The following is a 13,621-nucleotide window of genomic DNA, read 5'->3' as shown; positions in this document are numbered from 1 at the left end:
GAGATAACAATAAAGTTTTTTAAACTCGAATGATAGTTGTACTAAAGTACAGTCAAATACTGTATTTCATCATGCAAAGAGCGAAAATTATCGCATTATAACGTTGATTCCCCCCCACTCAGCGCCATAAATAATCCATAGCAAACCGAATAATCCCTCATACTCATAGATGTGCCCACACTGTTTAATTGGCCAACATCAACATACCGTTATATCTGCGATCCGCCACATCAACCGGTATTGATTATGGGCCAGATGTCCGGGCCCCTTACTGATATATCAACTACTCAAAATCGAGCACTGACGCCAACGTTATACATAAACTGTTCGCCGCTGCTCAGGCCACCGGTCTGCGAAATAGTGGCGAACGCCGCCACCTGATCGGTCAGCGGCATGTTCGCCCCCAGCGTCACATCCACCCAGTTTTTATCCTGATTGGCACTGTCGCGAGTGAAAGAGGTTTGTGTGGATTTCAACCCGCCGCCGGCCCGATAAACATCATCACCAAATTGATGCTGATAGCTCACCTCGGCATACGGATTAAACAGGCCGAAGTTGCTGTCTAACCGCCAGCCCAGTGCACCAATTTGCGAATGGTAGGTCTGGTCGTTAAACCGCATGGCGGTACTGTCGTTACCGTCCTCGCTGTAACCGGAGACATTGCTGTAATCCCAGGCGAACTGCGCCATCGGTCCGGTGGTCAGGTAAGAGGTCACCGGGAAGTCATAGCCGGCGGTGACCCGTGCGCCCCACTGTTTACCGTCGGTGCTGCCGGTTTCGGTGCGATTTAACGCCCCAAGCTGCATGCTGCGGCGAATATCATCGTAATCCATCGTCGCGTAATGCAAATCGGCATTCACCCAGCCGTGCTCAAACACATCCAGGGCGGTAAAGGCCGAAAACAGCAGGCCACGCGCCTTATAGTCGTAGCGGCTGGAGGGCTGCTGATCGTCATTGGAGCCGGAAATCAGCGCCCCAATCAGCCAGCCGTCGGTCAACTGGTAATCCACCCCAACCGTCAGATTGTGGGTGGTGGCGTTGCCGTCACCGGCTGCCAGATTGGAGGAATAGTCATAATGTTGCCCGGCATAACCGCCGAACACGCCCAGCGCGCCTTGCGGATTATCACCGTTACGTAACTGTTGGAAACGGCTGTCGAGGGTGGCGCGGCTGTCGCGCGCCATGGCCGCCGTCGCCTGATTCAGCGCCACCACCTGCGCTGGGCCGTCCAGTACCGCCTGAATGTAATCGGCAATCAGTTGATGCGCCTGCGGGCTGGGGTGGAAATGGTCGGCAAACAGGTAGGATTGGCTACTGTCGAAACCCGGCGTGGCAGAACTGCACACGGCGGAAGAGACGCCCGGCGGACAGGCCATACCGGCGGTATTGGTAAAGCCAAACTGCGCCGGGTTGGCAATCGCCTCGCTAAACAGCTTGTTGACATCAACCCGAACGATATTGCCGCTGCCCTGTGCCAGCAGGCGGTCTTCGTTCTGGTTGTAAAAATCGGTCAGTTGCCCGGCCTGAGCACTCAGGCTGTCAAAGGCGGCAATCAGCTGTGTGGCAATCGCCTGCTGCACCTGCGGGATGGCACTGCCCTGCGCCGCAGCGGCCGTCAGCGCCTGGTGGATGGCCTGAGTTCGCGAGTCATTGTCCGGTGTCGCCAGCGAATTCAGGGTGGCGTAGGCCGCCTGCACTGCCGCGTTTTGCACCGGGGTCAGCGCCTGCTGGATAATCAGCTCCATCAATTGCGGCGTAGAGCCAATATTCGGCACCGTCGGGACGATCACCGTACCGGCACCGGCATTCAGCAAAGAGTGAACCTGCGCTGCGGCGGCCGCAGCACTGTTGTAGGCCACACCCGGCGCGTTTGTCGGGTTTAACGCCGCCGCCGCCAGGTCGTTGCCGCCAATCCAGTGAATATACAGCCCCTCGCCGTCAGCCCGGCCATTGACCCGGTTGAGGTAGCTCTGCACCTGATCCTGAGTGTTATCCGCCGGGTTAAGCGCCGGTACCGCCACGCCACCGCCGGCGGCATAGTTGTCACCGCCGTTATCCGATGCCACCAGCGCGGCACCAATACGTTGCGCCAGCACTTCGTCGTATAACAGGTGCTTATTGCTGTCGTAGGTAAAGCGGCCATTGTTGCCGGTGTCACTCAGACTGTCACCAAAGACGTAGAGTTGGTCGTAGGCCAGCACCGGGGTGGTCATACTGCATAATATTGCCACTGCAAGCACCGCCGGGCGGGGCATACGAGTTATTTTTAGAGGCATGAACAGACTCCTGAGAGCCAAGCAAATGAAGGAAAATACATTTTTATCATTGGCCTTTTTGGCTACCGGCCATCTAGTAAATATTGCTGGCTTTTTCGCCACGTCAAGCTGGCTGATGATAAAACAATCAGGGGCTTGCCAAGTTCACCACTTCGGGCGATGCTTACTGTAAATAAACACAGCACAAGGACAGTCATTATGGTCAATGAACGTTGCGGTTGGGTGACGGCAGATCCGTTATATCTCGAGTATCACGACAAGGAATGGGGAGCGCCGACCACCGATGCGCGTGAACTGTTTGAAATGCTTTGTCTGGAAGGACAACAGGCCGGGCTTTCGTGGATCACCGTGTTGAAAAAGCGTGAGAACTACCGTCGCGCCTTCCACAATTTCGATCCTCAGCGGGTGGCAGCGATCAGTGAGCAAGAGGTGGAAACGCTGCTGCAGGACAGCGGCATTATCCGCCACCGGGGCAAAATTGAAGCTATTATCGCCAACGCCAGGGCCTATCTGGCGATGGAGGCCGCCGGTGAAGATTTCGTCAGCTTTATCTGGACCTTTGTCGACGGCGAACCGCTGCTCAACCGTTGGCAACAACTGAGCGAGGTCCCGGCGAAAACCGAACGCTCGGACGCCATGTCCAAGGCGCTGAAAAAACGCGGCTTCAAATTTATCGGATCTACCACCTGTTATGCCTTTATGCAGGCCAGCGGGCTGGTGAACGATCATCTGACAGGCTGCCTCTGCTACCCAAAGCCATAGCGATCCGCCCTTGCCAGCCGGTCGATTTGCCGCGGCTGATGGCCCTGTGGCTGCCCAGCACCATCGCTGCCCATCCGTTCGTGAAGGAAAGCTACTGGCTGGAAAGCGCAACGCTGGTACGAGAGAACTACCTGCCGCGAGCACACAGTTGGGCGTATTGGTATCAAGGGGAGATCGTCGGCTTTATCAGCGTGTTGGATCAACGCTTTATTGGCGCGCTGTTTGTTGACCAGGCGTTTCACGGCCGTGGCGTCGGTCAAGCACTGATGGCGCATGTCCAACAGCGCTACCCCCGGCTGAGCCTGGAGGTCTATCAGCAGAATCTGCGCGCCTGTGCGTTCTACCACAAGCAGGGTTTCCAGGTGACCCAGCGCCTGTTAAATGAAGAAACTCAAGCCTATACGTTGATCATGAACTGGTCCGCCACCGTTTGATTTTTGTCACTTCTGGCCAAAAACAACGCATCCCGCACCGGGGTGCGTTCAATTCAGAATCCGCTGCATGGTATTCCCCTCCGTTTTGTCGGATAACAGGCGCAGCCCGTGAGCCGCTTATAATTTGTCACGTTTTTTTCCGGAACTGCCGGAGAGGATACGCGTCATAGTAGCGCCGCAATCTGGCATGCCAGGCGGCCACGGTTTTTTTAGCGTCCCCCAGCTTGGACTGACGCACACAGATTTTGATGCCACAAAGGATAAAACATGAAAAAACGCATTGCGATTATTGCCGGCGCGGTGAGCCTGGCGCTCACGCTGTCAGCCTGTACCACCAACCCGTACACCGGGGAATCTGAAGCCGGTAAATCCGGCATTGGCGCAGGGATCGGCGCGGCATTGGGCGCAGGCGTCGGCATGTTGTCCTCGTCGAAAAAAGACCGCGGCAAAGGCGCACTGATCGGCGCAGCGGCCGGTGCAGCACTGGGCGGCGGTGCCGGTTATTACATGGACGTGCAGGAAGCCAAACTGCGCGACAAAATGAAAGGCACCGGCGTTAGCGTGACCCGTCAGGGCGACAATATCGTGCTGAACATGCCAAACAACGTCACCTTCGACAGCAGCAGCGCCACCCTGAAACCGGCGGGTGCCAACACCCTGACCGGCGTGGCCATGGTGTTGAAGGAATACCCGAAAACCGCGGTTAACGTGATCGGCTACACCGACAGCTCCGGCTCCCGTGCGCTGAATATGACCCTGTCGCAGCAACGTGCCGACGGCGTTGGCAGCGCGTTGATCACCCAGGGCGTAGCAGCCAACCGCGTTCGCACCTCAGGTGCCGGTCCGGATAACCCGATCGCCTCCAACAGCACCGCTGAAGGCAAGGCGCAAAACCGCCGCGTTGAGATCACCCTCAGCCCGCTGCAGTAATCCCGTGCGGGGCGCTATGCCCCGCCGTTTCTGATTCCCCCGGCACTCTGCCATTCAACATTCCGGCTCCGCGTCGGGTGTGTTAGTCTCCTTGGCAATTAACCACAGGGGAGATCGGCTGTGAGCAGTGTTAAGGCAATCCGCGCCTCGGGGCGAGCCACCATCAGCGATGTGGCGAAAACCGCCAAGACCGGTAAAACCAGCGTATCGCGCTATTTGAATGGTGAGCAGCACCTGCTTTCTGACGATCTCAAACAGCGTATCGAACAGGCGATCCTCCAGCTCGACTACCGGCCAAGCCAGATGGCACGCAGCCTGAAGGGCGGACAGACGCGACTGATTGGCCTGATCATCGCCGATATCACCAATCCCTACTCGGTGGACGTGATGCGCGGCATCGAAGCGGCCTGCCGCCAACACGGCTTTACCCTGCTGGTGTGTAATACCAATAACGAGGTCAATCAGGAGCAGCACTACCTGCAACTGCTCAGCAGCTACCGGGTTGAGGGTATCGTGGTCAACGCGGTTGGCATGCGCGAAGAGGCGCTGTCGACGCTGCAACAATCGATGCTGCCGATGGTGCTGATCGACCGCAAAATTCATGATTTTGCCTGCGACGTGGTCGGCCTCGACAATCACGAAGCGGCGACGATTGCCACGGAACACCTGCTGCAACAGGGTTTCGAAGCCATTCTGTTTCTCAGCGAGCCGGTCGGCACGGTCAATACCCGGCTGGAACGGCTGCATGCCTTCAACCAAACCATGGCGCAACATGCCGGGCTGTTGGCCGAACAGGCCGAAACACCGCTTAACGACGTTAAGCAACTGGAAGCCGTGATCGGTGACTTCAATACCCGTCATCGCGGCATGCGCAAGGCAGTGATTTCCGCCAACGGTGCCCTGACCTTGCAGGTGGCGCGCGCCATGCGCCGTCTGGGTATTCAGTGGGGCAGCGATATCGGCCTGTTGGGGTTTGACGAGCTGGAATGGGCCGAACTGGCCGGGGTGGGCATTACCACCCTGAAACAACCCACCTATCAAATGGGCCATGCGGCACTTGAGCAACTGGTGCAACGCATTCAGGGCCTGGGTACACCAATCAGCGAACAGATGTTCCCCGGCGAACTGATCGTGCGCGGCTCTACCACCCGATAATTCCCTTCTCTCCGGCAGGAGCGCGGCTTACGGCGCTCCTGCAACGCCTTATTCAGACTATTTTTTGCTCAGGTTCGTGATTGCGATCATATTTTTACATTCTGTCGCTTTCGTCTGGAACCGGTACCATTTAACTTGTGCTTAACAGCAGCGGTGGGAATAACGCCACCTCAGGAGCAAAACAATGACCAGAGAAATTATCGTGGTGACCGGTGCCTACGGCACCGATACAGTCCAGCAGCTCGGCGGCCAGGCCGCTTTACTGCCGATCATCGCCGGTGCAGGCGCCGACGGCGTAGAAATCCGCCGCGAACTGTTTTCTGCCCAGGAGCTACAGAGCCTGCCGACATTGGCTCAGGCCATCGAACAGCAGCACCTGTTCGTCGTTTACTCCGCACCCGAAGCCCTGTTTACCCCACAGCATACGTTGAACCCCAACCTGCTGGCGCTGCTGGCGGAAGCCCAGACGCTGAATGCGCGCCAGTTAAAATTATCTCTGGGCCACTACCAGCCGGGCTTCGATTTCACCGAACTGAAAGTGGCACTAGAGCAGCATCCGGTCAGCCTGGTGGTTGAAAATGACCAGACCCCTGACTGTGGCATTTTGTCGCTGCTCAATGCCTTTTTCCACGCGGCGGAAGATAACCGTTTGCCGGTCAGCATGACTTTCGATATGGCCAACTGGCACTGGGTGGGGCAAGACGCCTTCGCCGCTGCCGAACGTTTAGCTCGCCACGTCAGCTATGTCCACGTTAAGGCCGCCACCCATGGTCTGCGCGGCTGGCGCGCCGTGGCGCTGGATGACAGTGACGGTAAATGGCGTGAGCTGTTGACCCGCCTGCCACTGGATGCGCCACGCGGCATTGAATTCCCGTTGCAGGGCGACAGTCTGGAAGAAGTGACCCGCTACTACGTTAACCTGCTGCGCGCGGAGTAAAACATCATGAAAATGCTGACAACCGCACATAGCACGCCATTGGACGTCGTCACTCTGGGTGAAGCCATGGCCATGTTTGTGGCAACCCAAACCGGCGACCTGGCGGAAGTGGAAACCTTCACCAAGCGCATTGCCGGTGCCGAGTTGAACGTGGCGATCGGTCTGGCACGTCTGGGCCTGAACGTCGGCTGGGTCAGCCGCGTCGGCAACGACACTTTCGGCCGTTTCACCCTGCAACAATTGAAAAAAGAAGGCATTAACGCCCAGCAGGTGACGGTAGACGGCAATTACCCGACCGGTTTTCAGATCAAATCAAAAACCACCGATGGTACCGATCCCAGTGTGGAGTATTTCCGCAAAGGCTCGGCGGCCAGTCATCTTTCGGCGGACGATTTCAACCGCGATTATTTCGGTTCCGCCCGCCATCTGCACCTGAGTGGCGTGGCCGCGGCCCTGTCCGGCCAGTCGCTGGCGCTGTGTCACCACGCCGCACGTGAAATGCGTGCGATGGGCAAAACCATTTCGTTTGATCCCAATTTGCGTCCGGTGCTGTGGTCCAGCCAACAGGTGATGATCGAGCAACTGAACAAGCTGGCGTTTGCCGCCGACTGGGTGCTGCCGGGGCTGAAAGAAGGACAAATCCTCACCGGCCAATCAACGCCGGAAGGCATTGCCGATTTTTACCTGGAGCGCGGCGTGCAGGCGGTGATCATCAAAACCGGCCCGGACGGCGCCTGGTTTAAAACCGCAGCAGGCGATCAGGCGGCCGTCGCGGCCGTCAAAGTCAGCAACGTGGTGGATACCGTGGGGGCGGGAGACGGTTTTGCCGTCGGGACCATTAGCGCCCTGCTGGAAGGCAAAACGCTGAAACAGGCGGTGCAACGCGGCAACAAAATCGGCTCGCTGGCGATCCAGGCCATCGGCGACAGTGAAGGTTTGCCGACCCGCGCGGCACTGGCTGAATAAATATAACAAACATAATCGGTTAACCGACTTCTCTGCATGACGTGTACCTCTGGCCCTACAACCAGGACGCGTTGAGAGAACACTGAGGAATCTGAACATGAACAAAGCGACTCTCGCGGCTAAACGCTGGTGGTACATCATGCCCATCGTGTTTATCACCTACAGCCTGGCCTATCTCGACCGAGCCAACTTCAGCTTTGCCTCGGCCGCCGGCATCAATGACGATCTGGGCATCACCAAAGGCATGTCATCGCTGCTGGGTGCGCTGTTTTTCCTCGGCTATTTCTTTTTCCAAATCCCCGGTGCGATCTATGCCGAACGCCGCAGCGTTAAAAAACTGATTTTCTGGTGCCTAATCCTGTGGGGTGCCTGCGCCTCGCTGACCGGCATGGTCAGTAATATCCCCATGCTGGCCGCTATCCGCTTTATCCTCGGCGTAGTGGAAGCCGCGGTCATGCCGGCGATGTTGATTTACATCAGCAACTGGTTCACCAAATCAGAACGCTCACGCGCCAATACCTTCCTGATCCTCGGTAACCCGGTAACGGTGCTGTGGATGTCGGTGGTTTCCGGCTACCTGATCCACGCCTATGGCTGGCGTGAAATGTTTATCTTTGAAGGTATTCCGGCGGTGATCTGGGCCTTCTGCTGGTGGGTGCTGGCCAAAGACAAACCGGCGCAGGCCAAATGGCTGAACGATGATGAAAAGCTGGCGTTGCAGCAACAGCTGGAAGAAGAACAGAAAGGCATTAAAGCGGTGCGTAATTACGGTGAAGCCTTCCGCTCACGCAACGTGATTTTGCTGTGCGCGCAGTACTTTGCCTGGAGTATCGGTGTGTACGGCTTCGTGCTGTGGTTGCCTTCGATCCTGCGCAGCGGCATGCAGATGGGTATGGTGGAAGCCGGCTGGCTGTCGGCGGTGCCTTATCTGGCGGCGACTATCGCCATGATCCTGGTATCCTGGGCTTCGGACAAAATGCAAAACCGTAAACTGTTCGTCTGGCCATTGTTGCTGATTGGCGCGCTGGCATTCTTCGGCTCTTACGCCGTCGGTGCCAACCATTTTTGGGTCTCTTACACCCTGCTGGTGATTGCCGGTGCCGCCATGTACGCCCCTTATGGACCTTTCTTCGCCATCATTCCTGAAATGCTGCCGAAAAACGTCGCCGGTGGCGCCATGGCGCTGATCAACAGTATGGGTGCACTGGGCTCCTTCTTCGGCTCGTGGTTTGTCGGTTACCTGAACGGCGCTACCGGCAGCCCGGCAGCTTCTTATATGTTTATGGCCATTGCCCTGCTGGTGGCGGTGGTGCTGACGCTAATCGTCAAGCCCGCTCGCAACGAGGCCCAACCACAACTGGCTTAGTCTCGTTATAATTTATTTTCTGTTGAATATACCCAATGGATTTCAGGCTGCAGCTAGGCGACAAACGAACTTCCCCCAGTGACTTAAGTAACTGGGGGAAGTTCGAGCAGTTAACAACGCGGCAGTCTGAAAGACGAAGGGTATTGCTGGAGTTTGTGATGAAGCCTTCTATCGTTTTATACAAAAGCATTCCCGCCGACCTGCGTGAACGGCTGGAACAGCACTTCACCGTGCACGCCTTCGACGGCCTGAACCCGGAAAACCGCGATGAGCTGCGCCAGGCGCTGCAACAGGCGGAAGGGATCATCGGTTCAGGCGGTAAAATTGATGAGGCTTTCCTGCAGCAGGCGCCCAAACTGCGTGCAGCCTCAACCATCTCCGTCGGTTACGACAATTTCGACGTTGACGCGCTTAACGCCCATAACGTGCTGCTGATGCATACCCCGACCGTGCTGACCGAAACCGTCGCCGATACCATCATGAGTCTGGTACTGGCAACGGCGCGCCGGGTAGTGGAAGTGGCCGAGCGGGTGAAAGCCGGCGAATGGCAGGGTAGTATCGGGGCGGACTGGTTTGGCGTCGACGTGCACCATAAAACCATCGGCATCCTCGGTATGGGGCGGATCGGGCTGGCACTGGCACAACGTGCGCACTTCGGTTTCGGCATGCCGGTGCTGTACAACGCGCGCCGCACTCATGAAGAAGCGGAACAACGCTTTAACGCCCACCGCTGCGATCTGGATACCCTGCTGGCCGAATCCGATTTCATCTGCATTACGCTGCCGCTGACCGATGAAACCTTCCATATGATCAGCCGTGATCAACTGGCGAAGATGAAAAAGAGCGGCATTCTGATCAACGCCGGTCGTGGCCCGGTGGTAGACGAAGCGGCACTGATCGAAGCACTGCAAAACGGCACTATCCACGCTGCCGGGCTGGACGTGTTCGAAAAAGAACCGTTGGACGTTTCTTCACCGTTGCTGACGCTGCCAAACGTAGTCGCGCTGCCGCATATCGGTTCTGCGACCCATGAGACCCGCTACGGTATGGCCGAATGCGCCGTCGACAACCTGATTGCTGCATTGACCGGCACGGTCAAAGAAAACTGTGTTAATCCGCAGCTGCTGAAGAAATAGTCATGAAGGGCGGCTACCGCCGCCCATTTCGTTCTATCCCTCTCCCCCTTCCTTCTCCACCCCCCGAAATTCCCCGCCGGGATGAGGCTATTTTTTCATCATTAGTCACACTGGACATTACCCTACAATAAAAACGCTTCCTGCCACGCGTAAGGAGAGCCATGAAACGCCTGACCCTTCCCCTGCTGATGCTGCTGTCACCAGCGGCAATGGCGAGCTGGACGCTGCAAAGCTTCCCGGCCTTTGACGAATCCGCCAGCGGCCTGTTCACCAGCCACGCCACCTTGCCCAAGGGCGAACTGCCGCTGAAGATTTACCAGGACCAACAGTGCTGGCAGCCAACTGCCACGGCCAAACTGAATCAAACTCTGTCGCTGCAACCCTGCGGCGATAATCCGCCGGTTAGCTGGCGGCTGTTCCGCGCCGGTGAATATCAGGTGCGTATCGACACCCGCAGCGGAACGCCGACGTTGCAGCTCAGTCTGAAAACAGCACCGGAAACCGCCACCGCTTCGGTGGCACACACCTGCCAACGCTGGGACGGCAAGCCGCTCACGCTTGACGTTTCGGGCACCTTTGCCGAAGGCGAAACGCTGCGTGATTTCTATTCTGGCCAAACGGCGAAGGTCAACCAGGGCAAAGTCACCCTGCAACCCGCCGCAGGCAGCGGAGGATTACTGTTGCTGGAGTCGGCAAGCAGCGAGAAAGTCGCCCCGTTCAACTGGCACAACGCCACCGTCTACTTCGCCTTGACCGACCGCTTTGAGAACGGCAACCCGACCAATGACCACAGCTACGGACGCCACAGTGACGGCATGCAGGAAATAGGCACCTTCCACGGCGGCGATCTGGCCGGCCTCACTCAAAAGCTCGATTACCTGCAACAGCTCGGCGTCAATGCGCTGTGGATCAGTTCACCGCTGGAGCAAATCCACGGCTGGGTCGGCGGCGGCACCAAGGGCGACTTCCCGCATTACGCCTATCACGGGTACTACGCGCTGGACTGGACCCGACTCGATGCCAACATGGGCAGCGAGCAAGATCTGCGCACGCTGGTTGAGCAGGCGCACCAGCGTGGGATCCGCATTCTGTTTGACGTGGTGGTGAACCACGTCGGTTACGCCACGCTGGCGGATATGCAGACCTTCCAGTTCGGCTCGTTATATCTGAAAGGTGCGGAGATCGAAAAAACGCTGGGTAAAAACTGGAGCGACTGGCGACCGGGCGCAGGTCAAAACTGGCATAGCTTCAATGATTACATCAACTTCAGCGATAAGGCCGGTTGGGACGCCTGGTGGGGCAAAAACTGGATCCGCACCGATATCGGCGACTACGACTCGCCGGGCTATGACGACCTCACCATGTCGCTGGCTTTCCTCCCGGACATCAAAACTGAAGCGCCCGGTGCCAGCGGTCTACCGCTGTTTTATCGCCACAAACCCGATAGCGCCGCACAGGACATTGCCGGTGCCACTACCCGTGACTACCTGACGACCTGGCTCAGTCAATGGGTTCGCGACTACGGCATTGACGGCTTCCGCGTCGATACCGCCAAGCACGTTGAGAAACCGACCTTGGCGCTGCTGAAACAGCGTGCCACGGCGGCGTTGGCCGAGTGGAAAGCCGCCCATCCGCAGCAGGCGCTGGATAACGCCCCGTTCTGGATGACCGGAGAAGCCTGGGGACATGGCGTGATGAAAAGCGACTATTACCAGAACGGCTTCGACGCGATGATCAATTTTGATTTCCAGGATCAGGCGTCGCTGGCTCTGGGCTGCTTCTCCAGCATCGACGCCACCTATCAACAGATGGCCGACAAGCTACAGGATTTCAACGTGTTGAGTTATATCTCCTCGCACGATACCCGGCTGTTCTTTACCAGCGATGCCAAAGGGTCCCTGCCGCTGCAACAGCGCGCCGCCGATCTGCTGCTGCTGGCCCCCGGCGCGGTACAGATTTACTACGGTGATGAAAGTGGCCGTCAGCTTGGCCCGACCGGTTCGGATCCGCTGCAGGGTACCCGTTCCGACATGAACTGGAGCGAACTGCAGGGCAACAAAGCTCCCCTGCTGGCCCACTGGCAGCGTCTGGGACAATTCCGCGCCCGCCATCCGGCGATCGGTGCCGGCACCCAGCAGTCGCAGCAAACGGCGCACTATTACGCCTTCAGCCGCCGGCTCGGCGGCGATAAGGTGATGGTGGTGTGGGTCGGCGATCGGTCATATTAATTCAGCGGAATATGCTGATAAATAACCACTGGGTGAAATTTGCTCCCGGAGGTTGTTTTATGAACCGCATTGCACCGAAAATTGTCTGGCGGTATGGTGGGGGATTACCTGCTAAAAACAATACAGCTGCACCTATGACTTTTTCACTTTTCGGCGACAAATTTACCCGTTACGCGGGCATTACCCGTTTGATGGATGACCTGAACGAAGGCCTGCGCACCCCCGGCGCCATCATGCTTGGCGGCGGTAATCCGGCGCAAATTCCAGAGATGGAAAGCTACTTCAAACAGCTGTGTCAGGAGATGCTCGACCAGGGCAAACTGACCGAGGCGCTGTGTAACTATGACGGGCCGCAGGGCAAAGACGCCCTGCTGAAAGCCCTGGCCAAATTGCTGCGCGACGAGCTGGGCTGGCAGATATCACCACAGAATATTGCACTGACAAATGGCAGTCAGAGCGCGTTTTTCTACTTGTTTAACCTGTTTGCCGGTCGCTATGCCGACGGCAGCCGCCGCCGCGTGTTGTTCCCGCTGGCACCGGAATATATTGGCTATGCCGATGCCGGGTTGGACGAAGGGCTGTTTGTCTCGGCCAAGCCCAACATCGAACTGCTGCCGGAAGGCCAGTTCAAGTATCACGTTGATTTCGAACACCTGAACATCGGTGATGACATCGGCATGATTTGCGTATCACGCCCGACTAACCCTACCGGCAACGTGATCACCGACGAAGAGCTGATGAAGCTCGACCGGTTGGCGCAACAGCGCAATATTCCGCTGGTGATCGATAACGCCTATGGTGTGCCCTTCCCCGGCATTATCTTCAGCGACGCAACGCCGCTGTGGAACCCTAACATCATTCTGTGCATGAGCCTGTCGAAACTCGGCCTGCCCGGCTCACGCTGCGGCATTGTGATCGCCGATGAGAAGACCATCAGCGCCCTGACCAACATGAACGGTATCATCAGCCTGTCACCGGGCAGCATCGGGCCGGCGATGGCCACGGAAATGATTGAACGCGGCGACCTGCTGCGGTTGTCAAACGAGGTGATCCGCCCGTTTTACAAGCAGCGTGTCGAGCACACTATCGAGATTATTCGCCGTTACCTGTCGCCGGAGCGCTGCCTGATCCATAAACCGGAAGGGGCGATTTTCCTCTGGCTGTGGTTCAAGGATCTGCCAATCACTACCGAACTGCTGTATCAGCGCCTGAAAAAACGCGGCGTGCTGATGGTACCGGGTCACTACTTCTTCCCGGGGCTGGAGCACGAATGGCCGCATACCCATCAGTGCATGCGGATGAACTACGTGCCGGATCCGGAGAAAATTGAGCGTGGCGTGGCAATTCTGGCGGAAGAGATCGAACGCGCGCACCAGGACGCAGGCTGATCGTTGAGATGGGGCGCACGCGTGGCGCCCCGTCGTTTTACAT

11 protein-coding genes are annotated in these 13,621 nt (G+C 57.5%); 10 read left to right on the top strand and 1 reads right to left on the bottom strand.

The window, feature by feature from the left end:
• Positions 1 to 287: 287 nt before the first annotated feature.
• Positions 288 to 2,276 (bottom strand): autotransporter outer membrane beta-barrel domain-containing protein, encoded by a 1,989-nt coding sequence (locus F8R23_RS21415; RefSeq protein WP_129937743.1) that lies wholly within the window; start codon positions 2,274 to 2,276, stop codon positions 288 to 290.
• Positions 2,277 to 2,474: 198 nt separating this feature from the next.
• Here F8R23_RS21415 and F8R23_RS21410 point away from each other — a divergent pair, with 198 nt between their 5' ends.
• The 10 genes from F8R23_RS21410 to F8R23_RS21365 all read left to right on the top strand — a co-directional run bounded on the left by F8R23_RS21410 (position 2,475) and on the right by F8R23_RS21365 (position 13,578).
• Entirely contained in the window at positions 2,475 to 3,038 is a 564-nt protein-coding gene (locus F8R23_RS21410) for a DNA-3-methyladenine glycosylase I (RefSeq protein WP_085115194.1), read from the top strand.
• Positions 3,014 to 3,472 carry an N-acetyltransferase gene (locus tag F8R23_RS21405; RefSeq protein ID WP_151416024.1) on the top strand — a complete coding sequence of 153 codons (459 nt, stop codon included), beginning with the start codon at positions 3,014 to 3,016 and terminating at the stop codon, positions 3,470 to 3,472. The genes F8R23_RS21410 and F8R23_RS21405 overlap by 25 nt, the downstream gene beginning before the upstream one ends.
• A 267-nt stretch (positions 3,473 to 3,739) precedes the next feature.
• Positions 3,740 to 4,402, top strand: a complete 663-nt coding sequence (locus F8R23_RS21400; RefSeq protein WP_085115192.1) for an OmpA family lipoprotein — start codon at positions 3,740 to 3,742, stop codon at positions 4,400 to 4,402.
• A 138-nt stretch (positions 4,403 to 4,540) separates the two neighbouring features.
• The gene (locus F8R23_RS21395; RefSeq protein ID WP_129936312.1) at positions 4,541 to 5,557 is read left to right on the top strand and encodes a LacI family DNA-binding transcriptional regulator; all 1,017 of its coding nucleotides are present in this window, start codon (positions 4,541 to 4,543) and stop codon (positions 5,555 to 5,557) included.
• A gap of 184 nt (positions 5,558 to 5,741) precedes the next feature.
• Positions 5,742 to 6,494: a sugar phosphate isomerase/epimerase family protein gene (locus tag F8R23_RS21390; protein WP_129936204.1), complete on the top strand. Its 753-nt coding sequence runs from the start codon at positions 5,742 to 5,744 to the stop codon at positions 6,492 to 6,494.
• A gap of 6 nt (positions 6,495 to 6,500) precedes the next feature.
• Complete coding sequence (locus F8R23_RS21385; protein WP_099065698.1) at positions 6,501 to 7,460, top strand: sugar kinase; 960 nt, start codon at positions 6,501 to 6,503, stop codon at positions 7,458 to 7,460.
• Between the two features lie 97 nt (positions 7,461 to 7,557).
• Positions 7,558 to 8,826: an MFS transporter gene (locus F8R23_RS21380; protein WP_112349451.1), complete on the top strand. Its 1,269-nt coding sequence runs from the start codon at positions 7,558 to 7,560 to the stop codon at positions 8,824 to 8,826.
• A gap of 158 nt (positions 8,827 to 8,984) precedes the next feature.
• Positions 8,985 to 9,962 (top strand): glyoxylate/hydroxypyruvate reductase GhrB, encoded by a 978-nt coding sequence (gene ghrB / locus F8R23_RS21375; RefSeq protein ID WP_129936203.1) that lies wholly within the window; start codon positions 8,985 to 8,987, stop codon positions 9,960 to 9,962.
• Between the two features lie 161 nt (positions 9,963 to 10,123).
• Entirely contained in the window at positions 10,124 to 12,190 is a 2,067-nt protein-coding gene (locus F8R23_RS21370; RefSeq protein WP_151415969.1) for an alpha-amylase, read from the top strand.
• A gap of 134 nt (positions 12,191 to 12,324) precedes the next feature.
• Positions 12,325 to 13,578, top strand: a complete 1,254-nt coding sequence (locus F8R23_RS21365; protein WP_099065693.1) for a valine--pyruvate transaminase — start codon at positions 12,325 to 12,327, stop codon at positions 13,576 to 13,578.
• The last annotated feature ends 43 nt before the right edge of the window (positions 13,579 to 13,621 follow it).

The sequence above is a fragment of the Serratia proteamaculans genome, assembly GCF_008830365.1.
In the GTDB taxonomy this organism is placed as follows: domain Bacteria; phylum Pseudomonadota; class Gammaproteobacteria; order Enterobacterales; family Enterobacteriaceae; genus Serratia; species Serratia proteamaculans.
This window is presented reverse-complemented; position numbering and strand designations above follow the sequence as displayed.

Bases quoted from the DNA above. Each gene is read 5' to 3' on its own strand.
- F8R23_RS21415 (WP_129937743.1), bottom strand. From the start codon at position 2,276: ATGCCTCTAAAAATAACTCGTATGCCCCGCCCGGCGGTGCTTGCAGTG.
- F8R23_RS21410 (WP_085115194.1), top strand. From the start codon at position 2,475: ATGGTCAATGAACGTTGCGGTTGGGTGACGGCAGATCCGTTATATCTC.
- F8R23_RS21400 (WP_085115192.1), top strand. From the start codon at position 3,740: ATGAAAAAACGCATTGCGATTATTGCCGGCGCGGTGAGCCTGGCGCTC.
- F8R23_RS21390 (WP_129936204.1), top strand. From the start codon at position 5,742: ATGACCAGAGAAATTATCGTGGTGACCGGTGCCTACGGCACCGATACA.
- F8R23_RS21385 (WP_099065698.1), top strand. From the start codon at position 6,501: ATGAAAATGCTGACAACCGCACATAGCACGCCATTGGACGTCGTCACT.
- F8R23_RS21380 (WP_112349451.1), top strand. From the start codon at position 7,558: ATGAACAAAGCGACTCTCGCGGCTAAACGCTGGTGGTACATCATGCCC.
- ghrB (WP_129936203.1), top strand. From the start codon at position 8,985: ATGAAGCCTTCTATCGTTTTATACAAAAGCATTCCCGCCGACCTGCGT.
- F8R23_RS21370 (WP_151415969.1), top strand. From the start codon at position 10,124: ATGAAACGCCTGACCCTTCCCCTGCTGATGCTGCTGTCACCAGCGGCA.
- F8R23_RS21365 (WP_099065693.1), top strand. From the start codon at position 12,325: ATGACTTTTTCACTTTTCGGCGACAAATTTACCCGTTACGCGGGCATT.